Origin of the sequence: Enterobacter cloacae complex sp. 342H5, assembly GCF_050030905.1 — a bacterium.
Classification (GTDB): Bacteria; Pseudomonadota; Gammaproteobacteria; order Enterobacterales; family Enterobacteriaceae; genus Enterobacter; species Enterobacter intestinihominis.
In genome coordinates this window covers 3,566,174-3,591,168 of sequence record NZ_JBLGVB010000001.1, presented here as the reverse complement: position 1 = coordinate 3,591,168, position 24,995 = coordinate 3,566,174, and the positions used below count along the sequence as shown (strand labels likewise).

The following is a 24,995-nucleotide window of genomic DNA, read 5'->3' as shown; positions in this document are numbered from 1 at the left end:
GATTATTCACACCTGGTTGCACTTCGGCTCATTCCCTTGCGTTTTCCTGCTGGCGAAGCCTGTCGCCGGAGGCCACAATCAAGATCCCAGAGGTATTGATTGGTGAGAATTCCTGGTACGTTTTCGTACTCTTCACTTGCACCAACCTGCGCGGATGCGCAGGTTTTTTTTCGCCTCTGTTTTTGCTATCGCTCCCTCACTACTTCTCGTGTAATCTGCCACCATTTATACCTTTCACACTGGCTGGCAAAGGGAGTTGAAATGCTTTTTGGGTTCTTCCGCACACTGTTTCGTGTCCTGTTTCGCATTCGCGTGACTGGCGATACGCAGGCACTCTATAGCGAGCGTGTTCTTATCACACCGAATCACGTCTCTTTTCTTGATGGCGTATTGCTGGCGCTGTTTTTGCCCGTGCGGCCCGTCTTTGCGGTGTACAGCTCCATCAGTGAAAAATGGTACATGCGCTGGCTCAGGCCGCTGATTGATTTTGTCCCGCTCGACCCTACCAAACCGATGATGATTAAACATCTGGTGCGTCTGATTGGGCAGGGGCGTCCGGTGGTTATCTTCCCGGAAGGGCGGATTTCAGTGACGGGCTCCCTGATGAAAATTTACGACGGCGCCGGTTTTGTCGCGGCGAAGTCTCAGGCCACCGTCGTGCCGCTACGCATCGACGGGGCTGAGCTGACCTTTTTCAGCCGTCTGAAAGGGCTGGTGAAGCAGCGTCTGTTCCCGAAAATTACGCTGCATATATTACCGCCGACGTCACTGCCGATGCCCGAGGCGCCGCGCGCGCGCGACCGCCGTAAAATCGCCGGGGAAATGCTGCACCAGATTATGATGGAAGCGCGCATGGCCGTTCGCCCGCGCGAAACGCTGTATGAATCGTTGCTGTCGGCGCAGTATCGCTACGGTGCAAAGAAAAACTGCATCGAAGACATCAACTTTACGCCGGATACCTACCGTAAGCTGTTGACCAAAACGCTGTTTGTCGGGCGTATCCTGGAAAAGTACAGCAAACAGGGCGAAAAGATCGGCCTGATGCTGCCAAACGCGGGTATCAGCGCGGCGGTGATCTTTGGTGCCGTCTCCCGGGGCCGCATTCCGGCGATGATGAACTACACGGCGGGCGTGAAAGGGCTCTCCAGCGCGATTACCGCAGCACAAATCAACACCATCTTTACCTCCCGCCAGTTCCTGGATAAAGGCAAGCTGTGGCACCTGCCGGAACAGCTGACGCAGGTGCGCTGGGTGTTCCTGGAAGATCTGAAAGCAGACGTCACGACCGCCGACAAGCTGTGGATTTTCGCGCACCTGCTGATGCCGCGTCTGGCGCAGGTTAAGCAGCAGCCGGAGGATGATGCCATTATCCTCTTTACCTCCGGCTCTGAAGGCAACCCGAAAGGTGTGGTTCATAGCCACAAAAGCATTCTGGCAAACGTCGAACAGATTAAAACCATCGCTGACTTTACCGCCAACGATCGCTTTATGTCGGCGCTGCCGCTGTTCCACTCATTTGGTTTGACCGTGGGTCTCTTTACGCCGCTGCTGACCGGTGCCGAGGTGTTCCTCTACCCAAGCCCGCTGCACTACCGCATTGTGCCGGAGCTGGTTTATGACCGTAACTGCACGGTGCTGTTCGGGACGTCCACCTTCCTCGGAAACTACGCGCGCTTCGCCAACCCGTATGATTTCTTCCGCGTGCGCTACGTGGTGGCGGGGGCGGAAAAACTCCAGGACAGTACGCGCCAGATCTGGCAGGACAAGTTTGGCCTGCGGATTCTGGAAGGCTATGGCGTGACGGAGTGCGCGCCGGTGGTCTCCATCAACGTTCCGATGGCGGCAAAACCGGGAACGGTTGGCCGTATTCTGCCGGGACTGGACGCGCGTCTGCTGGCGGTGCCGGGTATTGAAGACGGCGGACGTCTTCAGCTGAAAGGGCCGAACGTCATGAACGGCTATCTGCGTGTGGAAAACCCGGGCGTGCTTGAGGCGCCGACGGCCGAGAACATCAATGGCGAGGTTGAAACGGGCTGGTACGACACGGGCGATATCGTGCGCTTCGACAATCAGGGCTTCGTGCAGATCCAGGGACGTGCAAAACGCTTCGCCAAGATCGCCGGGGAAATGGTCTCTCTTGAAATGGTCGAGACGCTGGCGACCGCAGTCTCGGCGGAGAAAATGCATGCGACCGTGGTGAAAAGTGATGCCAGTAAAGGCGAGGCGCTGGTGCTCTTTACTACTGACGGTGAACTGAAGCGTGATGCGCTTCTCAGGTATGCGCGCGAACATGGTATCCCCGAGCTGGCGGTCCCCCGCGATATTCGTTACCTCAAACAGTTACCGGTGCTGGGCAGCGGTAAACCCGATTTTGTGACCCTGAAGGGCATGGTTGAAGAGGCGGAACAGCATAATGCGTGAGTCAGTACACACTAACACTTCAATCTGGTCGAAAGGCATGATGGCGGTTATCGCCGCCCAGTTTCTTTCCGCGTTCGGCGATAACGCGTTGCTGTTTGCTACGCTGGCGTTGCTGAAAGCTGAGTTTTATCCCGACTGGAGCCAGCCGATCCTACAGATGGTGTTTGTGGGTGCTTACATTGTATTTGCGCCGTTTGTTGGCCAGGTGGCGGACAGCTTCCCCAAAGGTCGGGTCATGATGTTTGCAAACAGTCTTAAGCTTCTGGGCGCGGCAAGCATCTGCTTTGGTATCAACCCGTTTGTTGGCTACACGCTGGTAGGCATTGGCGCGGCAGCTTACTCCCCGGCGAAGTACGGCATTCTGGGTGAGCTCACCACCGGCGATAAGCTGGTGAAGGCCAACGGCCTGATGGAGTCCTCCACCATTGCGGCTATTCTCCTGGGTTCGGTGGCGGGAGGTGTACTGGCAGACTGGCATGTACTCGCCGCGCTTGGCATCTGCGCACTGATGTACGGTGGCGCGGTGATCGCCAACCTGTTTATCCCCAAACTGGCCGTGGCGCGTCCGGGACAATCCTGGCGCTTCGGGCCAATGACCGGCAGCTTCTTTAACGCCTGCCGCGTACTGTGGCGTAACGGTGAAACACGCTTCTCGCTGATGGGCACCAGCATGTTCTGGGGGGCCGGCGTTACGCTGCGTTTCCTGCTGGTGCTGTGGGTGCCGGTGGCGCTGGGTATAACAGACAACGCCACGCCGACCTACCTGAATGCCATGGTTGCCGTCGGGATTGTGGTCGGGGCCGGGGCTGCGGCAAAACTGGTGACGCTCGAAACCGTTGCGCGCTGCATGCCCGCGGGGATCCTGATCGGCGTCGGCGTTCTGTTCTTCTCCCTGCAACATGCCATATTGCCAGCCTATGCCCTGTTGTTACTGATCGGCGTATTAGGCGGTTTCTTTGTGGTACCGCTCAACGCGCTTTTGCAGGAGCGCGGCAAGCAGACCGTCGGGGCTGGCAACGCCATTGCGGTGCAAAACCTTGGCGAAAACATGGCGATGCTGCTGATGCTGGGGATTTACTCGCTGGCGGTAAAAGCAGGTGCGCCGGTTGTGGCAATCGGGGTGGGGTTTGGCGCACTGTTTGCGCTGGCGATTACCGGGCTGTGGGTCTGGCAGCGTCGGCGGTGATATCTTTGCCGGGTGGCGGCTCCGCCTGACCCGGCCTACGTTTCGTGATGTTGGCGGATTTTGTAGGCCCGGTAAGGCAACGCCGCCACCGGGCAAATCGTCAACTTAAGGTGCCGGGTAAGTATAAACCTGATGCACCGCTTCAATCTCCGCTAAGACCTCTTCACTCAGGTCCAGGTGGAAACTCTCAATATTGGTTTTCAACTGATCCATTGTCGTTGCGCCGAGCAGGGTACTTGCCACAAACGGCTGACGACGCACGAAGGCCAGCGCCATCTGCGCCGGATCGAGTCCGTGACGCTTCGCGATATCCACATAGGCCGCCACGGCTTTTTGTGTCTGCTCGCCGCTATAGCGGGTGAAGCGGCTGAAAAGCGTATTACGCGCGCCAGCCGGTTTCGCGCCGTTCAGGTATTTGCCCGTCAGGGTTCCGAAGCCCAGGCAAGAGTAGGCTAGCAGCTCCACCTCTTCGTACTGCGTCACTTCCGCGAGACCCACTTCATAACTGCGGTTCAGCAGGCTGTACGGATTCTGGATGGTCACGATCCGCGGCAGGTCGTGTTTATCGGCCAGATGCAGATAGCGCATTACGCCAAACGCCGTCTCGTTGGAAACGCCGATGTAGCGGATCTTACCCGCGCGCTGGCATTCCGTAAGCGCCTCCAGTGTTTCCAGCAGGGTGACGGCCGGAGCACTCTCGTTCCAGGTGTAGCCAAGCTTACCGAAGCAGTTCGTCGGACGCTGCGGCCAGTGCACCTGATAAAGATCGAGATAGTCGGTTTGCAGGCGCTTGAGGCTGGCATCCAGCGCAGCACGGATATTCTTGCGATCGAGGATCTGGTTAGGGCGGATCCCGGCATCGTTATTACGGGAAGGGCCGCTAACCTTAGAAGCGATGACCAGCTTTTCGCGATTGCCGCGTTTCGCCAGCCAGTTGCCGACATACGTTTCGGTAAGACCTTGAGTTTCCGGGCGGGGAGGAACTGGGTACATCTCCGCCACGTCAATCAGGTTAATGCCCTGGCTGACGGCGTAATCGAGTTGTGCATGGGCATCGGCTTCGCTGTTTTGTTCACCAAATGTCATGGTGCCTAACCCCAGCTGGCTGATCTCCAGAGCGCTATGGGGGATACGGTGATAATGCATAGCCGGTTTCCTTTTTTAGACATACAGACCGCGTCAGGAACCTCCCGACAAAGGAATATAAACATGGCAGAGGGAAGGCAAAAGGGGAAGGAAAAAATCAAAAAGGCCAGCAAGCTACTGACCTTTATCTGTTTAACGCTCGATGATCTGGGAGACTTCGTCGCGATTAATTTGCATTTGATTGCCTTCGCGATCGCGGTAACTCACCAGACCGGTATCGTCGTCGACTTCGGGTTTGCCATCGGTCAGGATCATACGACCATCTTTCGTTGACATGACATAGTCGCTGCTACAACCCGATACCGCAAACGCTAAACCGACTGCTGAGATAATTACTGCCCATTTTTTCATCGTTCTCATCCTCACCTGGCTCGTATCAAATCATAGTGTAGTAATAACCTGATATTACGACAGGTGAAAGGGGGGAAATCTTAAAAAGGAGGAGATTATGTTAGCCGGAGCGCAAAATTGGTAAAAAACTATGTTTTCAACAGGAAGTGTCGTGCCAGCAGTGCACCGGTGAAATTCTTTTTAAGATAGAAGCCGCGCGGCAGCGTCAGGATCGGTTCGCCCTGTGCACCTACCGCTTCAGTGAGCGCTTTGCTGTTGGCGGCTTTGGGACGGAGTTGCAGCACTTCGCCATGCCGGGCGGTGATCTGCTCAACCTGTCCCAGCACAATCATGTCCATCAGCTCTTCCCAGTCCTGGGAAAGCTGTCTCTCTTCTTCTTCATCCGGGCTCCAGAGCAGTGGGGCGCCAACGCGACGCTCTGCCAGCGGGATCTGCCTGTCACCCTCAACGGGTACCCACAACACCCGCTTCAGCTTATGCCTGACGTGGCTGGTTTCCCATGTCACTCCGCTATTACCCGTTAGCGGCGCAACGCAGACAAAGGTAGTTTCCAGTGGCCGCCCCAGGCTATCAATGGGGATCGTCTTCAGTTCCACCCCCAGCGCCGCAAAATCTTGCTCGGGTTTACTGCCCGCGCTTGCGCCCAGCCAACGTTCAAGCAACACGCCGATCCAGCCTTTATCGCGCTTCAGATCGTTGGGTATCGTCAACTCCGCCATCACGGCCAGCTCGCCCAGTGCATAGCCTGCCAGACGTTGTGCCTGCTGGAGCAACTGGGCTTCACTGACGGGAGGAGAGAGCAGTGGGGCGAGAGAATGCATGCTGACAACCTTTTGGTTAAAAAATGAACTGATATTTTATCCCTTGTGGATAGAGTTTACTTTTTTCTGAGTATATATTCCATGTGGATGATTTATATTATGTTTTTTAAGAATGTATCCCGTCGCGCCATGGCTAAAAAACAGGTTGTGCAATTCTGGTCACTGACAATAAACAGGATCTTACACCATGTTATCCACAGAAAAATGGGATAACTGCGAATAACCGCCACTACTGTCTCAATTTACAGCCTTGACGTGCGATGAAAATCGAATTTTCACACAAATAGTGCCTAACTTATTGGCACAATCTGTGGATAAAACCGACGCTGTTCGATCTTTCATCACCAGGAAGATCTTTGATGTGACGATCGTCACGTTAATCGCCTTTGATACCCTAAATTTACGTTTAACTAGATGAATTTAAATAATTTATATTAAGTGATGAAAATTTTCGATTCGCCGGGCCACAAGGTTGTTCATCGGTAATTCCATACTTCTTCACAACTATATCCACAGAAAAGGTGAATAAAAATGGTCTCAGTCGCCCTCATCTGTTTATAACTCCTCACAAAATTGTGAGTTATTCAAATGTTATTAGGTTGCAGGCCTGTAAGAGAGTGGTTTACCGCCTCCCTGTAGTGTGAAACAATCATTCATATATCAGATTTAGTTTGGGGTAGTCCGGTGATTGATGACGATGGCTACCGCCCAAACGTAGGAATAGTAATTTGTAATCGTCAGGGCCAGGTGATGTGGGCCCGGCGATATGGTCAGCACTCCTGGCAGTTCCCGCAAGGCGGGATCAATCCTGGAGAGTCCCCAGAACAAGCGATGTACCGGGAGCTGTTTGAAGAGGTTGGTTTAAGCCGAAAAGATGTTCGCATCCTGGCTTCGACCCGCAACTGGTTGCGTTACAAGTTACCGAAACGTTTGGTGCGTTGGGACACAAAGCCGGTTTGTATCGGCCAGAAACAGAAGTGGTTTCTTTTGCAGTTGGTGGGCAACGATTCAGATATCAATATGCAAACCAGCAGCACGCCAGAGTTTGATGGCTGGCGCTGGGTAAGCTACTGGTATCCGGTTCGTCAGGTCGTGTCATTCAAGCGCGATGTATACCGTAGGGTGATGAAAGAGTTCGCAAGTGTCGTGATGCAGCTTCAGGAGACGACTCCGAAGCCACAGAGCGCACCTGCCTGGCGACGTAAAAGAGGTTAAGCTACGCAAATCATGCTCACCCGCTTGCGAGAAATAGTTGAAAAGGTCGCCAGTGCGCCTCGCCTCAACGAGGCGCTGAATATTCTGGTGACGGACATCTGTCTTGCGATGGAAACCGAGGTCTGTTCGGTCTACCTGGCCGACCATGACCGACGTTGCTACTACCTTATGGCAACCCGCGGATTAAAAAAACCACGGGGACGCACCGTCACGCTCGCGTTTGATGAAGGTATTGTTGGCCTGGTCGGGCGACTGGCGGAGCCAATCAACCTTGCCGATGCGCAAAAACACCCCAGCTTCAAATATATCCCTTCCGTCAAAGAAGAGCGTTTCCGCGCGTTTCTTGGCGTACCGATTATTCAGCGCCGCCAGCTGCTTGGCGTGCTTGTTGTTCAGCAGCGCGAGCTGCGCCAGTACGATGAAAGCGAGGAGTCCTTCCTCGTCACGCTGGCAACGCAGATGGCGGCGATCCTCTCTCAGTCCCAACTGACAGCTCTTTTTGGTCAGTATCGTCATACGCGTATTCGCGCGCTTCCGGCCTCGCCGGGGGTCGCTATAGCCGAAGGCTGGATGGATGCCACGCTCCCGCTGATGGAGCAGGTCTACGAAGCCTCTACGCTGGATGAGGCGCTTGAGCGCGAACGGCTCACCGCTGCGCTGGAAGAGGCGGCGAATGAGTTTCGTCGCTACAGCAAACGCTTTGCCGCTGGCGCGCAAAAAGAGACGGCGGCCATTTTCGATCTCTACTCACACCTGCTTTCCGATGCGCGTTTGCGTCGTGAGTTATTTGCCGAGGTCGATAAGGGGTCGGTGGCAGAGTGGGCGGTTAAAAAGGTCATTGAAAAATTTGCCGAGCAGTTTGCGGTACTGACTGACGGCTATCTGAAAGAGCGCGCCGGCGATTTACGCGCGCTTGGGCAACGTCTGCTGTTCCACCTCGATGATACTATTCAGGGGGCGAATGCCTGGCCGAACCGGTTTGTGCTGGTGGCCGATGAACTCTCGGCGACGACGCTGGCGGAATTACCGCAGGACAGGCTGGCGGGCGTGGTGGTGCGCGATGGCGCAGCTAACTCTCATGCCGCCATTATGGTGCGTGCGCTCGGTATTCCGACCGTGATGGGGGCGGATATTCAGCCCTCCGTACTGCATCGCCGTACGCTGGTGGTGGACGGATATCGCGGTGAGTTGCTGGTGGATCCTGAGCCGGTTCTCCTTCAGGAGTACCAGCGTCTTATCAGCGAAGAGAATGAATTAAGCAAGCTGGCGGAAGATGACGTCAACCTGCCCGCGCAGCTCAAGAGCGGTGAGCGGGTGAAGGTGATGCTCAACGCGGGGTTAAGCCCCGAGCATGAAGAGAAGCTCGGCAGCCGCATCGATGGCATTGGTCTCTACCGCACCGAAATACCGTTCATGCTGCAAAGCGGCTTCCCGTCAGAAGAGGAGCAGGTTGCGCAGTATCAGGGCATGTTGCAGATGTTTAACGACAAACCCGTCACGTTGCGCACCCTCGACGTCGGCGCGGATAAGCAACTGCCCTATATGCCCATCAGTGAAGAGAATCCCTGCCTCGGCTGGCGTGGGATCCGCATTACCCTCGATCAGCCGGAAATTTTCCTTATCCAGGTTCGTGCGATGCTGCGTGCCAACGCGGCCACGGGGAATCTCAGCATTTTGCTGCCGATGGTCACCAGTATTGACGAGATCGACGAAGCGCGGCGGTTGATTGAACGTGCAGGGCGCGAAGTGGAAGAGATGATCGGCTACGCGATCCCTAAACCCCGTATTGGCGTGATGCTGGAAGTGCCTTCGATGGTCTTTATGTTGCCGCAGCTGGCGACCCGCGTTGATTTTATCTCCGTTGGCACCAACGACTTAACGCAATACATTCTGGCGGTCGATCGCAACAATACCCGCGTGGCCAGTATCTACGACAGCCTGCATCCGGCGATGCTTCGTGCCCTGGCGATGATCGCCCGCGAAGCCGAGCAGCATAATATCGACCTGCGCCTGTGCGGTGAAATGGCCGGCGATCCGATGTGCGTGGCGATCCTGATTGGCCTCGGTTTCCGTCACCTGTCAATGAACGGACGTTCCGTTGCGCGTGTGAAATACCTGTTACGTCACATCGAACAAGATGAGGCGCATGAGCTGGCCGCGCGTAGCCTGGAAGCACAGCTGGCAGCCGAAGTGCGCCATCAGGTGGCGGCGTTTATGGAGCGACGCGGCATGGGCGGTTTGATCCGCGGCGGCCGCTGATCCCCACAAAATAATGACTGCTCGGACGACCCCCTCTCCCTTGAGGAAGAGGAATGGGGTGAGGGGGAACAGCGCGCATAAAACCCTATACACATCTTTTACATCTCAGGCGCATCCTCCGCGCCTGCCTTATGCTATGATTCGCAACTTTGGAGCACCTGCCAACGGCGGGAATGCAATTCAGCCGCTGTCCACTTTCAGCGGAATAACAACATCTTGTGGTGACAGATGAACAGTGGTTATCTGCATTTTCCGGAATTCGATCCGGTTATTTTCTCAATAGGACCTGTAGCGCTTCACTGGTACGGACTGATGTACCTGGTGGGCTTCGTCTTTGCCATGTGGCTTGCTGGTCGTCGCGCCAGTCGTCCAGGCAGCGGCTGGACGAAGAACGAAGTGGAAAACCTGCTTTATGCTGGCTTTCTTGGCGTATTCCTGGGCGGGCGCATCGGCTATGTTCTGTTCTACAACTTCCCGGTATTCCTGAACGACCCGCTCTATCTGTTCCGCGTCTGGGACGGCGGCATGTCCTTCCACGGCGGACTGATTGGTGTGATCCTCGTGATGGTGATCTTCGCCAAACGCACCAAACGTAACTTCTTCCAGGTGGCTGATTTTATTGCGCCATTAATCCCGTTTGGGCTGGGTGCAGGGCGTCTGGGCAACTTCATCAACGGTGAACTCTGGGGGCGTGTCGATCCGAGCGTGCCGTTTACCATGCTGTTCCCGGGCTCCCGCGCAGAGGATATCGCGCTGCTGCCTTCGCATCCTGAGTGGCAGTCCATTTTCGATACCTACGGCGTTCTGCCGCGTCATATGTCTCAGCTTTATGAGCTGGCGCTGGAAGGTGTGGTGCTGTTTATCATCCTGAATCTGTATATCCGCAAACCGCGCCCAATGGGGGCAGTATCTGGTCTGTTCCTGATTGGCTACGGCGCGTTTCGTATCATCGTCGAGTTCTTCCGCCAGCCGGATGCACAGTTTACCGGCGAGTGGGTACAGTACATCAGCATGGGGCAGATCCTCTCCATTCCGATGATTGTCGCGGGTGCCATTATGATGATTTGGGCGTATCGTCGTCGTCCACAGCAACAACTTTCCTGAGGAATCATGAAACAGTATCTTGAATTGATGAAAAAAGTGCTCGACGAGGGCACGCCGAAAAACGACCGCACCGGCACCGGTACGCTCTCCATTTTTGGCCACCAGATGCGCTTCAATCTGCAAGAAGGCTTCCCTCTGGTGACGACGAAGCGCTGTCATCTGCGCTCGATCATTCATGAACTGCTCTGGTTCCTGCAAGGCGATACCAACGTTGCTTATCTGCATGAAAACAATGTCTCCATCTGGGACGAGTGGGCAGATGAGAACGGCGACCTGGGGCCGGTTTACGGCAAGCAATGGCGCGCGTGGCCTACCCCGGACGGCCGCCATATCGACCAGATCACGACCGTCATGAACCAGCTGAAAAATGACCCGGACTCGCGCCGTATCATTGTTTCTGCCTGGAACGTGGGTGAACTGGATAAAATGGCGCTGGCGCCTTGCCACGCGTTTTTCCAGTTCTACGTGGCGGACGGCAAACTCTCCTGCCAGCTGTATCAACGCTCCTGCGACGTGTTCCTCGGCCTGCCGTTTAACATCGCCAGCTACGCGCTGTTAGTGCACATGATGGCGCAGCAGTGCGATCTTGAAGTGGGCGATTTTGTCTGGACGGGTGGTGATACCCACCTCTACAGCAATCATATGGAACAGACGCATCTCCAGCTGACGCGCGAACCGCGTGCATTGCCGAAGCTTGTGATCAAACGCAAACCGGACTCGATCTTCGATTACCGTTTTGATGACTTCGAGATTGAAGGCTACGACCCGCATCCTGGCATCAAAGCCCCTGTCGCCATCTGATACGGCGAATCCTGACACAACCGGTGCTCTTTAGCGCCGGTTTTTTTTCGCGCTCGTTTTGTTCTTCGAGCCTGTTTCCAGAGACGATGTAACGCGTTGCAACGGGTGAAAATCTCCGGAAAGCGGCTCGTAATGTTCTGGTTTAACGCTCGCGCCTTTTCTACCATTCCGCCACACTCCCGCCATGAAAAACGAACATGGCTTTACGCTTATCGAAACCCTTTTCGCCATCTCGCTGGTTGTGATCCTCAGCGCGACGGGTCTTTATGGCTGGGACAGCTGGCAACAGCGGCAGCGGCTCTGGCAGACAGCCTGTCAGGTGCGGGATTACCTGGCGTTCTTGCGAAACGACGCAAATCGTCACAACAGCGAGCACAGGATCGCGCTTCACGCTGACGGGAATCAGGCCTGCCTTGTCAGCGCTGTGGTCCCGGGCTGCGACAGCGGCGGCCCGTTCGTGATGAAACCGTTATGGCCGGAGGTCACGCTGAGCGACGTAACGCCTGCGCTGGGATTTTACGGCTTAAGGGATACCGCATGGGCCGGACATATTCGCGTGCAGAGCCGCGCCGGTGCGTGGTGGGTTATTGTCTCAAATGGCGGACGTATCAGGCTGTGTGATGCCGCAGGAGAAGGTGCATGCCAGTAAAACAAAAAGGGTTCTCCCTGCTGGAGGTCCTGATTGCGATGACGATAAGCAGTATTCTGTTACTCAGCACGTCACGTTTTTTACCGGGGCTACAGCGGGGTGTTTTACTGCAATCCGGGCAACGGGAGCTGGAAGATGAGGTGTGGCAACGCCTGCTTGCGATGGGTAAACAGCTCCAGCGAGCAGGATACTGTGCAGGGCATTGTCAGGGGCAAGGGTTAATTATCGGCAGGCAAGGGCGATGTGCAATTGTGCAATGGGATGCAAACAGCAACGGCCAGTGGGATAGCACCGCGTCAGAAAATGACAGCACGGGATTTCGGCTTGAGTCCGGAACGCTCGAAACGCTGCGGGGCGCGACATCCTGTGAAGGTAAGGGATGGGATAAGCTCACTGACCCGGATCGGGTCCTGATAGAGCAGTTTATGGTCACTAAAACCGATCGTGCTGGCTTTGCGCCGGTCATCAGTATCGAGCTGCGTGCCCGCCGCAAAGGTGAACTGACCGCACCCTTTTCGGCTCGCCACACCGTAACGGGGTTTAATCTGTGAATCGTCAGCGGGGCATGTCATCGCTGGCGCTGGTCTTGCTATTGCTGGTGCTCGGCACGCTGATCCTCACCGGATTAAACCAGCAGTTGCAAACCTTTAGTACGTTGGTGAATGGCGAGAGTTTGTCTGTTCGCCAGCAGGCTGCCTTGCAATCTGCACTGGAGTGGGGACGCGTTCAAGACTGGGCTTTACAGCCAGAGGTTCAGTGCAAGCAGACACAAGGTCTGCGGGTCTGTGTAAGGCTGTTTGAGGAGCGTGTTTTGCTTGTTGCCGGAAATGACGATCTGTTGCTATGGCGAGGCGGGGATATCGCGGAAGGACAAATACGCTTTTCTGCCCACGGCTGGAGCGACTTCTGCCCCCTTAAGGAAAGTGCGCTATGTCAGTTACCCTGAGCAGACAAAAAGGATTTAGCATGGTTGAGGTTTTGCTGGCAATGATGTTGCTGGTTGTAGTTGTGACGGCGTTATCCGGATATCATCGCGCGCTTGCAGCCCGGTATGCGGCGCTTAGCCAGTATCGCCAGCTATGGCATCATGCGTGGAATCAGTCGCAGATCTCAACATTAACGCTCCCGCCGGGCTGGCAGGTCAGTCGGGGGCAGACAACACAGTCCGGATGTGTCAGCATCACGGTCACACTTATTTCTCCTCTGGGGCGGCAGGGCGCGTTGACGCGTCTGCATTGCCCGGTTAGCCGCTAGTCGGGAGCGTTTATGCTAAGGGTTTACCACTCAAATCGTCTGGATGTGCTGGAAGCACTGATGGAGTATATCGTTGAGCAAGAGCGTCTTGACGATCCGTTTGAGCCAGAAATGGTGCTGGTGCAGAGCACCGGTATGGCGCAGTGGCTACAAATGTCCCTTTCACAGAAGTTTGGCATTGCGGCGAATATCGATTTTCCGCTGCCCGCGAGCTTTATCTGGGAGATGTTTGTACGCGTCCTGCCGGATATTCCTGAGCAGAGTGCCTTCAACAAACAAAGCATGGCCTGGAAACTGATGACGCTGCTGCCGGACATGCTGGCGCATGATGAGTTCGCCATGCTGCGCCACTATCTGAATGACGACACCGACAAGCGCAAACTTTTTCAGCTGGCCTCACGCACTGCTGACCTCTATGACCAGTATCTGGTTTACCGCGCAGAATGGCTGATTCGCTGGGAAGCGGGAGAATTAGTCGATGGGTTACCGGAAGCGCAAATCTGGCAGGCGCCGCTCTGGAAAGCGCTGGTCGAGCATACCGGGCAGCTCGGTCAGCCTAAATGGCACCGTGCTAACTTGTACGATCGCTTTATCTCAACACTTGAGAACACCGCAGAACGGCCAGCCCGTTTGCCGTCACGCGTGTTCATTTGCGGTATCTCCGCGCTGCCGCCTGTCTACCTGAACGCGCTAAAAGCGCTCGGTAAGCACATTGATATCCATATCCTCTTTACCAACCCATGTCGGCACTATTGGGGAGATATTCAGGATCCGCGCTGGCTTTCACGGCTGGTCACCCGCCAGCGTAAACGCCTCTTTGAGGAACGCGCCGTGCCGCTGTTTAAAGACAGTGAAAACGCGGCGCAGCTTTTCGATGAAGAGGGGATTCAGAACCTGCCGAACCCGCTACTTGCCTCGTGGGGCAAGCTGGGGCGCGACTATATTTATCTGCTTTCAGATATCACCTCCTCGGGAGAGGGGGACGTGGACGCGTTTGCGGATATTACGCCGGACAGCCTGCTGCACAATATTCAGCTTGATATTCTGGATTTAGAAAACCGTGCCGTGGCCGGGATCACTGCCGAGGAGTTTGCGCGAAGCGATAAGAAGCGAAAACTGGATCCTGACGATCGCAGTATCGCGATCCACGTTTGCCACAGCCCACAGCGTGAAGTTGAAATTCTTCATGACCGCCTGTTGGCTATGTTGCAGGGCGACCCAACCCTGACACCCCGCGATATCGTGGTGATGGTGGCGGATATCGACAGCTACAGCCCGTTTATTCAGGCTGTATTTGGCAGCGCAACGGGCGACCGCTATCTTCCCTACGCGATCTCTGACCGCCGTGCTCGTCAGTCACACCCGGCGCTACAGGCCTTTATCAGCCTGCTTTCGCTGCCTGATAGCCGGTTTATCTCTGAGGATGTGCTGGCATTACTGGATGTGCCTGTTCTGGCCGCACGCTTCAGCATTAACGAAGAGGGCTTGCGCTACCTGCGCCAGTGGGTCAACGAATCCGGCGTCCGCTGGGGAATCGACGATGATAACGTCCAGGAGTTTGAGCTGCCCGCGACTGGCCAGCATACCTGGCAGTTTGGCCTGACGCGTATGCTGCTGGGGTATGCGATGGAGAGCATCCACGGCGAATGGAATGACGTGCTGCCGTACGATGAGTCCAGTGGGTTAATTGCGGAACTGGTTGGTCACTTAGCCTCGCTGCTGATGCAGCTCAACCGCTGGCGCCGTGCATTGATGCAGCCCCGTCCACTCGAAGAGTGGCTGCCGATTTGCCGCGAAATGCTAAATGACTTCTTCCTGCCGGACAGCGAAACGGAAGCCGCCATGGCGCTTATCGAGAAGCAGTGGCAGGCCATCGTTGATGAGGGGGTTAATTCGCACTATCACGAGGCGGTTCCCCTTTCGCTTCTGCGTGATGAGCTGACGCAACGTCTCGATCAGGAGCGCATCAGCCAGCGCTTCCTTGCTGGGCCGGTGAATATCTGCACCCTGATGCCGATGCGTTCAATCCCGTTCAAAGTAGTCTGTCTGCTTGGCATGAACGACGGTATTTATCCACGTGCGCTGCCACCCCTGGGCTTTGATCTCATGAGCGCACAGCCGAAGCGGGGCGACCGCAGCCGCCGCGATGATGACCGTTATCTCTTCCTTGAGGCGCTGATGTCTGCGCAAAGCAGGCTTTATATCAGCTATATCGGCCGCTCAATTCAGGACAACAGCGAGCGTTTCCCGTCCGTGCTGGTGCAGGAGCTGGTGGACTACATCGGGCAGAGTCACTATCTGCCGGGCGATGAGGCCTGTAACTGCGACGAAAGCGAACGTCGGGTGAAAGCGCATATTACCTGTCACCATAGCCGTATGCCGTTTGATCCTGTCAATTACGTTCCTGATGAACTGCAAAGCTACGCCCGCGAGTGGCTTCCCGCTGCGAAGAACGCGGGCACACCGCAAACCGATTTCATTCAGGCGCTCGAACCGCGCGCCATAGACACCCTTACGTTTGAGCAGCTGCAGCGCTTTTGGGCCCATCCGGTTCGGGCTTTTTTCCAGCAACGCTTGCAGGTGAACTTCCGCTCGGAAGAGAGCGAAATCCCTGATGCGGAACCGTTTATTCTTGATGGACTGGAGCGTTTTAAGCTTAATTCCCAGCTTTTGAATGCGCTGGTTGACGAAGAAGACGCCAGTAAACTGTTCCGACGTTACAGGGCGTCGGGATTACTGCCGTATGGTGCGTTCGGCGAAATCGTCTGGGATGCCCAGTGTGAGGAGATGCAAGCGCTTGCTGACCGGGTTATCGCGTGTCGGCAACCGGCGAGCAGCATTGAAATTGATCTCGATTGTAACGGTATGCACCTCAGCGGCTGGCTCACGCACGTGCAGTCTGACGGGCTGCTACGCTGGCGCCCATCTATGCTCAGCGTTTCACATGGCCTGCAACTCTGGCTCGAACATCTTGTCTACAGTGCGAGTGGTCACGAAGGCGAAAGCCGGTTGTTTGTACGTAAGGACGGCGAGTGGCGCTTCCCGCCGATGGAGCCTGAGCAGGCGTTGACGTATCTGTCGCTTTATATTGAAGGTTATCGTCAGGGCATGAACAAGCCTCTGCTTTTGCTGCCTGAAAGTGGGGGGGCATGGATAAAAGCCTGTTACGACGCGCAGAATGATGCCATGTTAACGGATGAGGCTTCGCTCCAGAAAGCGCGCAGCAAGTTTTTGCAGGCCTACGAAGGGAACATGATGGTACGTGGCGAGGGCGACGATGTCTGGTATCAACGTTTATGGCGAACGCTGGAGCCAGAATATTTCGACATTATCACGGAAGAGGCGCAACGCTACCTGTTACCGTTGTTCAAATTTAAGCAGTCCTGAGTGCTGTATAAAAATTGCACAGTACGGGGTGTTCATTTATGATGCACCTCTTATCACGGACTGATGTACCCAAAGAAAGAGATGCTGGCGTGTCCAGCACGCACGTTGTTAATGATGTAGCCGTGATAAAGAGGTCGTAATGCCAGGCAGCACCTTGTTCAAAGCGTTTGTTTTGTTTATCGCCCTTTGGGCTCCCGTCACTCAGGCCGATTCCGGTTGGCAACCTGTCCAGGAAACAATCCGTAAGAGCGATAAGGACACCCGTCAGTATCAGGCGATTCGTCTTGATAACGGGATGACCGTGCTGCTGGTTTCCGATCCTCAGGCGGTTAAATCGCTCTCCGCACTGGTTGTGCCGGTGGGGTCGCTGGAAGATCCTGACGCCCATCCGGGACTGGCGCACTACCTTGAGCACATGACGCTGATGGGGTCTAAAAAATACCCACAGCCTGACAGCCTGTCCGAATTTCTGAAAATGCATGGCGGCAGCCACAACGCCAGCACTGCGCCGTATCGTACCGCGTTTTACCTGGAAGTGGAAAATGATGCGCTTGACGGGGCGGTGGACCGTCTGGCGGATGCCATCGCCGCACCGCTGCTGGATAAAAAATATGCTGACCGGGAACGCAACGCCGTAAACGCCGAACTGACGATGGCGCGCACGCGAGACGGTATGCGCATGGCGCAGGTTAGCGCTGAAACCATCAATCCGGCGCATCCGGGTTCGCGCTTCTCAGGCGGCAACCTTGAAACGCTGAGCGACAAGCCGGGTAGCCCGGTGCTCGATGCGCTGCATGCGTTTCGTGAAAAATACTATTCCGCCAATCTGATGAAAGCGGTTATTTACAGCAATAAACCGTTGCCGACGCTGGCAAACATGGCTGCGCAGACCTATGGCAGGGTGCCAAATAAAAATATCGATCTGCCGCAGATTAACGTGCCGGTTGTCACGGACGCGCAAAAAGGCATTGTTATTCACTATGTGCCGGCCTTGCCGCGCAAGGTGTTACGCGTTGAATTCCGTATTGATAACAACACGGCGCAGTTCCGCAGCAAAACCGACGAGCTGGTGACTTATCTTATCGGTAACCGCAGCCCGGGTACGCTCTCCGACTGGCTGCAAAAGCAGGGGCTGGTGGAAGGTATTCGCGCTGACTCCGATCCCGTCGTAAACGGGAATAGCGGCGTGCTGGCCATCTCCGCGACGCTGACCGATAAAGGGCTGGCTCACCGTGACGACGTCGTTGCGGCCATTTTCAGTTATCTCTCTCTGCTGCGCGACAAAGGCGTCGATAAACGCTACTTCGACGAGCTGGCGCACGTGCTGGATCTCGATTTCCGCTATCCCTCTATTACGCGTGATATGGACTACGTCGAGTGGCTGGCAGATACCATGATCCGCGTGCCGGTGGAACATACGCTGGATGCGGTAAATATTGCCGATCAGTATGACGCCGGGGCGCTCAAAGCGCGTCTGGCGATGATGACTCCGCAGAATGCCCGCGTCTGGTATATCAGCCCGAACGAACCGCATAACAAAATGGCCTACTTCGTTGATGCCCCGTATCAGGTTGAAAAAATCAGCGAACAGACCTTCGCGGGCTGGCAGAAAAAGGCGGGGGAAATTGCGCTGAAGTTACCGGAGCTTAACCCCTACATCCCGGACGATTTCTCGCTGATCAAACCTGCAAAGGCCTATCCGCATCCGGAGCTGATTGTTGATGAGCCGACGCTGCGCGTGGTCTACACCCCAAGCCGCTATTTCGGCGACGAGCCAAAAGCGGATGTCAGCGTAGTGCTGCGTAATCCTAAAGCAATGGACAGCGCCAGAAACCAGGTGCTGTTTGCGCTTAACGATTATCTGGCCGGTATTGCCCTCGATCAGCTCAGCAACCAGGCTGCCGTTGGCGGTATCAGTTTCTCCACCAATGCCAATAACGGCCTGATGGTGAATGCCAACGGCTATACCCAGCGTTTGCCGCAGCTGTTCCAGGCGCTGCTGGACGGTTATTTCAGCTATACGCCTACGGAAGAACAGCTCGAGCAGGCTAAGTCCTGGTATGCCCAGATGATGGATTCTGCCGAGAAGGGTAAAGCCTACGATCAGGCGATTATGCCAGCACAGATGTTGTCCCAAATTCCTTATTTCCAGCGCGAAGATCGCCGCGCGTTATTGCCCTCAGTCACCTTAAAAGAGGTGCTGGCTTACCGTGATTCGCTGAAAACCAATACTCGTCCGGAGTTCCTGGTTGTAGGGAACATGAGCGAAGATCAGGCTAAAACGCTGGCACAAAACGTGCGTGCGCAACTGGGTTCAAAAGGCGATGAGTGGTGCCGTAACCAGGATGTGCTGGTAGAGAAAAAGCAGAATGCGATCTTCGAAAAAGCGGGAAGCAGCACGGATTCCGCGCTGGCCGCGGTCTTTGTCCCTGTCGGATATGACGAATTTACCAGCTCTGCCCAGAGTGCGGTGCTCGGTCAAATTATTCAGCCGTGGTTTTACAACCAGCTGCGCACCGAAGAGCAGCTGGGTTATGCGGTATTCGCTTTCTCGATGAATGTGGGCCGTCAGTGGGGGTTGGGCTTCCTTCTGCAAAGCAGCGACAAGCAACCCGCTTACCTGTGGCAACGTTATCAGGCATTCTTCCCGCAGGCGGAAGCAAAACTGCGCGCCATGAAGCCGGAAGAGTTTGCCCAGATCCAGCAGGCGGTTATCGCCCAGGTGATGCAACCGCCGCAGACGCTGGGTGAAGAGGCCTCGCAGCTGAGCAAAGATTTTGATCGCGGTAATATGAAATTTGATTCGCGTGATAAAATAGTGGCCGAAATAAAACAGCTGACGCCACAAAAAGTTGCCGATTTCTTCCATCAGGCGGTAGTAAAACCGCAGGGTATGGCCATCCTGTCTCAGGTTTCTGGCAGCCAGAACGGGAAAACGGACTACGTAAAATCAAAAGAGTGGACCGTCTGGAAGAGCGTCAGCGCGCTGCAACAAACTATGCCCTGGAGTAAGAAAGAATGACCCATACCGCTGAGCCGCTTGATCCCCTAAGTTTACCTCTACAGGGTGAGCGACTGATTGAAGCCTCAGCGGGAACGGGAAAAACCTATACCATCGCCGCGCTCTATCTGCGTCTGCTGTTGGGGCTCGGCGGCAACGCCGCTTTTTCGCGCCCGTTAAGCGTGGAAGAGCTGCTGGTGGTAACTTTCACCGAAGCGGCCACTGCCGAGCTGCGTGGCCGTATTCGCAGCAACATTCATGAGCTGCGCATCGCCTGTCTGCGTCAGACGACGGATAACCCCCTCTACGCGAGCCTGCTGGACGAGATTGCGGATAAGCAACAGGCTGCGCAATGGCTGCTGCTGGCCGAACGGCAAATGGATGAAGCGTCCGTCTTCACCATTCACGGTTTTTGTCAGCGCATGCTGAGCCTGAATGCGTTTGAATCCGGCATGCTCTTTGAGCAGCAGCTTATTGAAGATGAATCCGAGCTTCGCTATCAGGCCTGTGCGGATTTCTGGCGTCGTCACTGTTATCCGTTGCAGCGCGACATTGCTGAAGCGGTTCACGCCCTGTGGAAAGGTCCGGAAGAGCTTCTTCGCGCCATCGACCGTTACCTGCAAGGCGAAGCGCCGGTCATTAAATCTCCTCCGCCTGCCGATGAAACGCTGGCCTCGCGCCATGAAAAGATCGTCGCCAAAATTACCGCGCTTAAGCAGAAGTGGAATGAGTCGGTTGGTGAAATTGATGCAATCATCGAAAACTCAGGCATCGACAGACGCAAGTTCAACCGTGGGAACCAGGGGAAGTGGATCGAAAAGATCAGCGCCTGGGCCCAGGAGGAGACGCGGGGTTACCAGCTTCCGGACGCACTGGAAAAATTTTCGCAGCGCTTTTTGACCGAGCGAACCAAAGCCGACGGTATTGTGCCTGAGCATCCCCTGTTTGTGGCGATTGAAGCGTTGCTTGCGGAGCCATTAACGCTCAATGACCTGATGATCACCCGCGCCATGACGGAGATCCGCCAGGCCGTCGCGCGCGAAAAACGTCGCCGGGGCGAGCTGGGGTTTGATGACATGCTGAGCCGCCTGGACGAAGCCCTGTCCAGCGAGAATGGTGAAGCGCTCGCCAGCGCGATCCGTACCCGTTTTCCGGTGGCGATGATTGACGAATTTCAGGACACCGACCCCCAGCAGTACCGCATTTTTCGCCGCATCTGGCGACAGCAGCCCGACACTGCCCTGCTGCTGATAGGCGACCCTAAACAGGCCATTTACGCCTTCCGTGGGGCAGATATCTTCACCTATATGAAAGCCCGTAGTGAGGTTGTCGCGCATTACACGTTAGATACCAACTGGCGCTCCGCTCCGGGGATGGTTGAGAGCGTCAATGCGCTGTTCAGCCGTATGGAGACGGCATTCATGTTCAATGAAATCCCATTCCTGCCGGTGAAATCCGCCCCAAAAAACGCATCCCTGCGCTTCGAAGTCAGCGGTGCGGTGCAACCCGCCATGACCTTCTGGCTGCTTGAGGGGGAAGGCTATGGCGTTGCCGATTATCAGGCGGCGATGGCCCAGCACTGCGCCGCGCAAATCCGTGACTGGCTAAGCGCAGGCGCGCGCGGCGAGGCACTGCTGTGGAAGGGGGAACAGGCATATCCTGTAAAGGCCTCTGATATTACCGTGCTGGTGCGCAGTCGTCAGGAAGCGGCGTTAATCCGCGATGCGCTAACGTTGCTGGATATTCCGTCAGTGTATCTCTCTAACCGCGACAGCGTGTTCGACACGCTGGAAGCCCAGGAAATGCTCTGGTTGCTTCAGGCGGTGCTGGCGCCGGAGCGCGAAAATACGCTTCGAAGCGCGCTGGCCAGTTCTATGCTGGGGTTGAACGCACGGGATATTGATGAACTCAACCATGACGAAAACGCATGGGATGCGGTGGTAGAAGAGTTTGTCCATTACCGTGAACGCTGGCAAAAGCGCGGCGTCATGGCGATGCTGCGCGAGCTGATGACATGGCGTCAGATTGCCGAAAATATGCTGGCGACATCCGGCGGTGAAAGGCGTCTGACCGATATTTTACACATCAGCGAACTGTTACAGGAAGCGGGTACCCAGCTTGAAAGTGAACATGCCCTTGTGCGTTGGCTGGCGCAGCAAATCGCGGATCCAAACAGTAACTCTTCAAGCCAGCAGATGCGTCTTGAGAGCGATAAGCATCTGGTGCAAATCGTCACCATTCACAAATCCAAAGGTCTCGAATATCCGCTGGTCTGGCTGCCTTTCATCGCGAACTACCGGGTTCAGGATCAGGCCTTTTACCATGACCGCGAGACTTTCGATGCGGTGCTCGATCTCAGCAAGGCGGAGACCAGCGTTGAACTGGCAGAAGCGGAGCGTCTGGCGGAGGATTTGCGCCTGCTTTACGTGGCGCTGACCCGTTCTGTCTGGCATTGCAGCCTGGGCGTCGCCCCGGTTTTCCGCCGTCGCGGGGAGAAAACAGGGGAAAGCGATTTCCATTTAAGCGCGTTAGGGCGGCTTATTCAGCGTGGCGAGCCGAAAGATGCGGCGGGGTTGCGCCTCTGCATTGAGTCGCTCTGCGGTGACGATATCGCACTGCATATCCCGTCTCTGCCAGACAATAGCCGCTGGCAAATGGCGCAAGAGCCCGCGACCGACCTTAATGCGCGCCAGATCACGCGGGTGCTTGCCGACGACTGGCGCGTCACCAGCTATTCTGGCCTGCAACAGCACGGGCAAAGTATTGCGCTGGATCTCATGCCGAAGCTGGACGTGGATGCCGCAGGGGTGGGTGATATTCCGGTTGAACCGACGTTAACTCCGCATCAGTTCCCACGCGGCGCGTTGCCGGGCACCTTTTTGCACAGCCTCTTTGAAGAGCTTGATTTTACTCAGCCTGTCAGTGAGGAGTGGGTGCTGAAGATGCTACAGAGCGGGGGCTATGACGCGCACTGGCAGCCCGTTCTCACTGACTGGATCAACGCCATTTTGCAGGCACCGCTGACTGAGCAGGGCTTCGCTCTTCGTCAGCTAACGGCCAGAAATAAACAGGTTGAGATGGAGTTTTATCTGCCTGTCGCAGGCCCGCTTAAGGCCGACGCGCTCGATGCGCTTATCCGTCAGTACGATCCGCTCTCAGCCGGTTGCCCGCCGCTGAACTTCCGTCAAGTGCAGGGCATGCTGAAAGGCTTTATCGACCTGGTCTTCCGTCACGAAGGACGGTACTACCTGCTGGATTACAAATCGAACTGGCTGGGCGAGAACAGCGAAGCCTATACCCAGCAGGCGATGGCGGCAGCCATGCAAATGCATCGCTACGATCTGCAATATCAGCTCTACACGCTAGCGCTGCACCGCTATTTGCGCCACCGTATTGCGGATTACCGCTACGACGATCATTTTGGTGGCGTCATCTACCTCTTCTTGCGCGGGGTCGACGCTGCCGATCCGCGCTCCGGGATCTTCAGCACCCGTCCGGATGCGGAATTGATTAATAAAATGGATAACCTGTTTGCAGCAAACACGGAGGAGATGGCATGACGATGCAGGACTTATTGCTGGAAGCGGTAGAGCAACGCGTGCTGCGTCAGCTGGATGTGCAGTTTGCCATGATGATTGCCGCTGACCAGCCCGCCGTGATGCTTGCCGCTGCCCTATTGAGTAAAGACGCCGGAGAGGGGCATGTGTGTCTGCCGCTCTCGCGTCTGGTTGTTGACGAGAAAATGCCGCCTGTCCTCCAGTCCTGCTTTGCGCTGCTGGGGGAGAGGGTGGACTGGCAGAAAATTTTGCGCGAATCGTCGGCCGTCGGGCCGGGAGAAAACCAGGCGCCGCTGATCCTGACGGGGGAGCGCTTATATCTGAACCGTCTGTGGCGAAACGAACTGACGGTAGCGCGTTTCTTTAGTGAGACCAACGCGCCGCTTCCCTGCGACGAAGCGCAGCTTCGCCAGACACTGGACAGGCTGTTTGACTCCGGTGAGCCTACAGACTGGCAGAAAGTGGCGGCGGCCGTCGCCCTGACGCGGCGGATTTCGGTGATTTCAGGTGGCCCGGGGACCGGGAAAACCACGACCGTCGCAAAGCTGCTGGCAGCCCTGATCCAGCTATCAGGCGAGCAGCGATGTCGTATTCGTCTGGCGGCGCCCACCGGGAAAGCAGCGGCGCGACTGACCGAATCACTGGGCGGTGCGATGCAACAGCTGCCGCTCACTCAGGAGCAGCTTGCGCTTTTCCCGGGTGAAGCGAGTACCCTGCACCGTCTGCTCGGCGCGCAGCCGGGTAGCCAGCGGCTGCGCTACCATGCGGGTAATCCGCTGCATCTGGACGTGCTGGTGGTGGATGAAGCCTCCATGATTGACCTGACCATGATGTCGCGCCTGATCGATGCTCTGCCGCCGCATGCGCGCGTGGTTTTCCTGGGCGATCGCGACCAGCTCGCCTCCGTGGAAGCCGGGGCGGTACTGGGGGATATCTGTACCTACGCCAGCTACGGTTATACCGCCGCGCGGGCGCAGGAGCTTGCCCGCCTGACCGGCTGCTCGCTTGAACCCGATCACTCGCCAGTCGCAGGCGCACTGCGTGACAGCCTGTGCCTGCTGCAAAAAAGCTACCGTTTCGGTAGCGACTCCGGCATCGGTCAGCTGGCTGCGGCGGTCAACCGTGGCGATCGGCATGCCACGCGCACGGTGTTTGACGGCTCTTTCACTGACATTGAAAAGAAATCGCTGCAAAGCGGGGAAGAGTATCAGGCTATGCTTGAGGAGGCTCTCCAGGGATACCAGCGTTTTCTGAGCTGCGTGCAGCAGCGCAGTCAGCCCGGGCAGGTCATTGCCGCATTTGGCGAATACCAGCTTCTGTGCGCATTGCGGGAAGGGCCGTTCGGCGTTGCGGGCCTGAATGACAGGCTGGAGCAGCTGCTGGTGCAGAAACGCAAAATTAACCGTCAGCAGCATTCGCGATGGTATGAAGGCCGGCCAGTGATGATCTCCCGCAACGACAGTACGCTGGGGCTGTTCAACGGGGATATCGGTATTGCGCTCGATCGCGGTAACGGTTTGCGCGTCTGGTTCCAGCTACCGGACGGCAGCGTGAAGTCCGTCCAGCCCAGCCGTCTGCCAGAGCATGAAACGGCATGGGCGATGACGGTACACAAGTCTCAGGGCTCAGAGTTCAACCATGCGGCGCTGATCCTGCCGACACAGCTTTCGCCGGTCGTAACCCGTGAGTTGGTCTACACCGCCGTTACCCGTGCGCGCCAGCGTCTGTCGCTGTATGCGAATGAGCGCGTGCTGGGTCAGGCGATTGCCACTCGCACCGAGCGCAGAAGCGGATTAAGCGCGATTTTTGAATCTGTCTGAGTAATCACCCTCTCCGACAGGAG

Annotated in this window: 17 protein-coding genes; 14 read left to right on the top strand and 3 right to left on the bottom strand. The window is 56.1% G+C overall.

Going from position 1 to position 24,995, the window contains the following annotated elements; genetic code table 11:
* Positions 1-261: 261 nt before the first annotated feature.
* Both aas and lplT read left to right on the top strand, forming a co-directional pair.
* Complete coding sequence (aas, locus tag ACQG03_RS17095) at positions 262-2,421, top strand: bifunctional acyl-ACP--phospholipid O-acyltransferase/long-chain-fatty-acid--ACP ligase (RefSeq protein ID WP_063163549.1); 2,160 nt, start codon at positions 262-264, stop codon at positions 2,419-2,421.
* Positions 2,414-3,607: a lysophospholipid transporter LplT gene (lplT, locus tag ACQG03_RS17090; RefSeq protein WP_022649240.1), complete on the top strand. Its 1,194-nt coding sequence runs from the start codon at positions 2,414-2,416 to the stop codon at positions 3,605-3,607. Before aas ends, lplT begins: the two co-directional genes overlap by 8 nt.
* A 105-nt stretch (positions 3,608-3,712) precedes the next feature.
* Here the strand turns inward: lplT and ACQG03_RS17085 are convergent, their stop codons facing one another.
* The 3 genes from ACQG03_RS17085 to mutH form a co-directional block, all read right to left on the bottom strand.
* Positions 3,713-4,753, bottom strand: a complete 1,041-nt coding sequence (locus tag ACQG03_RS17085) for an NADP(H)-dependent aldo-keto reductase (RefSeq protein ID WP_063163548.1) — start codon at positions 4,751-4,753, stop codon at positions 3,713-3,715.
* A gap of 132 nt (positions 4,754-4,885) precedes the next feature.
* On the bottom strand, positions 4,886-5,104 hold the full coding sequence (locus ACQG03_RS17080) for a YgdI/YgdR family lipoprotein (RefSeq protein WP_003862794.1): 219 nt from the start codon (positions 5,102-5,104) through the stop codon (positions 4,886-4,888).
* A gap of 128 nt (positions 5,105-5,232) precedes the next feature.
* Complete coding sequence (gene mutH / locus ACQG03_RS17075; protein ID WP_063163547.1) at positions 5,233-5,925, bottom strand: DNA mismatch repair endonuclease MutH; 693 nt, start codon at positions 5,923-5,925, stop codon at positions 5,233-5,235.
* Between the two features lie 684 nt (positions 5,926-6,609).
* Between mutH and rppH the strand changes: the two genes are divergently transcribed.
* The 12 genes from rppH to recD all read left to right on the top strand — a co-directional run bounded on the left by rppH (position 6,610) and on the right by recD (position 24,972).
* Complete coding sequence (gene rppH / locus ACQG03_RS17070; RefSeq protein ID WP_032622373.1) at positions 6,610-7,140, top strand: RNA pyrophosphohydrolase; 531 nt, start codon at positions 6,610-6,612, stop codon at positions 7,138-7,140.
* 12 nt (positions 7,141-7,152) lie between these two features.
* A complete protein-coding gene (gene ptsP, locus ACQG03_RS17065) occupies positions 7,153-9,399 on the top strand; it encodes a phosphoenolpyruvate--protein phosphotransferase (RefSeq protein ID WP_023306854.1) in 2,247 nt (748 codons plus the stop codon).
* A gap of 228 nt (positions 9,400-9,627) precedes the next feature.
* Complete coding sequence (gene lgt / locus ACQG03_RS17060) at positions 9,628-10,503, top strand: prolipoprotein diacylglyceryl transferase (RefSeq protein ID WP_022649236.1); 876 nt, start codon at positions 9,628-9,630, stop codon at positions 10,501-10,503.
* Positions 10,504-10,509: 6 nt separating this feature from the next.
* A complete protein-coding gene (gene thyA, locus ACQG03_RS17055; RefSeq protein ID WP_006811817.1) occupies positions 10,510-11,304 on the top strand; it encodes a thymidylate synthase in 795 nt (264 codons plus the stop codon).
* 184 nt (positions 11,305-11,488) lie between these two features.
* Positions 11,489-11,953 (top strand): prepilin peptidase-dependent protein, encoded by a 465-nt coding sequence (locus ACQG03_RS17050; protein WP_045308825.1) that lies wholly within the window; start codon positions 11,489-11,491, stop codon positions 11,951-11,953.
* Entirely contained in the window at positions 11,944-12,504 is a 561-nt protein-coding gene (locus tag ACQG03_RS17045; protein WP_032626039.1) for a prepilin peptidase-dependent protein, read from the top strand. Before ACQG03_RS17050 ends, ACQG03_RS17045 begins: the two co-directional genes overlap by 10 nt.
* Positions 12,501-12,899: a DUF2509 family protein gene (locus ACQG03_RS17040; protein WP_058676760.1), complete on the top strand. Its 399-nt coding sequence runs from the start codon at positions 12,501-12,503 to the stop codon at positions 12,897-12,899. The genes ACQG03_RS17045 and ACQG03_RS17040 overlap by 4 nt, the downstream gene beginning before the upstream one ends.
* Entirely contained in the window at positions 12,884-13,207 is a 324-nt protein-coding gene (locus ACQG03_RS17035) for a prepilin-type N-terminal cleavage/methylation domain-containing protein (protein WP_023298509.1), read from the top strand. The genes ACQG03_RS17040 and ACQG03_RS17035 overlap by 16 nt, the downstream gene beginning before the upstream one ends.
* Before the next feature lie 12 nt (positions 13,208-13,219).
* The gene (gene recC / locus ACQG03_RS17030; RefSeq protein WP_063163546.1) at positions 13,220-16,594 is read left to right on the top strand and encodes an exodeoxyribonuclease V subunit gamma; all 3,375 of its coding nucleotides are present in this window, start codon (positions 13,220-13,222) and stop codon (positions 16,592-16,594) included.
* Positions 16,595-16,733: 139 nt separating this feature from the next.
* On the top strand, positions 16,734-19,616 hold the full coding sequence (ptrA, locus tag ACQG03_RS17025; RefSeq protein WP_023298507.1) for a pitrilysin: 2,883 nt from the start codon (positions 16,734-16,736) through the stop codon (positions 19,614-19,616).
* Positions 19,613-23,155, top strand: coding sequence for an exodeoxyribonuclease V subunit beta (gene recB / locus ACQG03_RS17020; protein ID WP_063163545.1), 3,543 nt, complete (start codon positions 19,613-19,615; stop codon positions 23,153-23,155). Before ptrA ends, recB begins: the two co-directional genes overlap by 4 nt.
* A complete protein-coding gene (recD, locus tag ACQG03_RS17015; RefSeq protein ID WP_063163544.1) occupies positions 23,152-24,972 on the top strand; it encodes an exodeoxyribonuclease V subunit alpha in 1,821 nt (606 codons plus the stop codon). The genes recB and recD overlap by 4 nt, the downstream gene beginning before the upstream one ends.
* Positions 24,973-24,995: the final 23 nt, after the last annotated feature.

Excerpts from the sequence above, each read along its gene's own strand:
- aas (WP_063163549.1), top strand. The coding sequence starts at position 262 with ATGCTTTTTGGGTTCTTCCGCACACTGTTTCGTGTCCTGTTTCGCATT.
- lplT (WP_022649240.1), top strand. The coding sequence starts at position 2,414 with ATGCGTGAGTCAGTACACACTAACACTTCAATCTGGTCGAAAGGCATG.
- ACQG03_RS17085 (WP_063163548.1), bottom strand. The coding sequence starts at position 4,753 with ATGCATTATCACCGTATCCCCCATAGCGCTCTGGAGATCAGCCAGCTG.
- ACQG03_RS17080 (WP_003862794.1), bottom strand. The coding sequence starts at position 5,104 with ATGAAAAAATGGGCAGTAATTATCTCAGCAGTCGGTTTAGCGTTTGCG.
- mutH (WP_063163547.1), bottom strand. The coding sequence starts at position 5,925 with ATGCATTCTCTCGCCCCACTGCTCTCTCCTCCCGTCAGTGAAGCCCAG.
- ptsP (WP_023306854.1), top strand. The coding sequence starts at position 7,153 with ATGCTCACCCGCTTGCGAGAAATAGTTGAAAAGGTCGCCAGTGCGCCT.
- lgt (WP_022649236.1), top strand. The coding sequence starts at position 9,628 with ATGAACAGTGGTTATCTGCATTTTCCGGAATTCGATCCGGTTATTTTC.
- thyA (WP_006811817.1), top strand. The coding sequence starts at position 10,510 with ATGAAACAGTATCTTGAATTGATGAAAAAAGTGCTCGACGAGGGCACG.
- ACQG03_RS17050 (WP_045308825.1), top strand. The coding sequence starts at position 11,489 with ATGAAAAACGAACATGGCTTTACGCTTATCGAAACCCTTTTCGCCATC.
- ACQG03_RS17045 (WP_032626039.1), top strand. The coding sequence starts at position 11,944 with ATGCCAGTAAAACAAAAAGGGTTCTCCCTGCTGGAGGTCCTGATTGCG.
- ACQG03_RS17035 (WP_023298509.1), top strand. The coding sequence starts at position 12,884 with ATGTCAGTTACCCTGAGCAGACAAAAAGGATTTAGCATGGTTGAGGTT.
- recC (WP_063163546.1), top strand. The coding sequence starts at position 13,220 with ATGCTAAGGGTTTACCACTCAAATCGTCTGGATGTGCTGGAAGCACTG.
- ptrA (WP_023298507.1), top strand. The coding sequence starts at position 16,734 with ATGCCAGGCAGCACCTTGTTCAAAGCGTTTGTTTTGTTTATCGCCCTT.
- recB (WP_063163545.1), top strand. The coding sequence starts at position 19,613 with ATGACCCATACCGCTGAGCCGCTTGATCCCCTAAGTTTACCTCTACAG.
- recD (WP_063163544.1), top strand. The coding sequence starts at position 23,152 with ATGACGATGCAGGACTTATTGCTGGAAGCGGTAGAGCAACGCGTGCTG.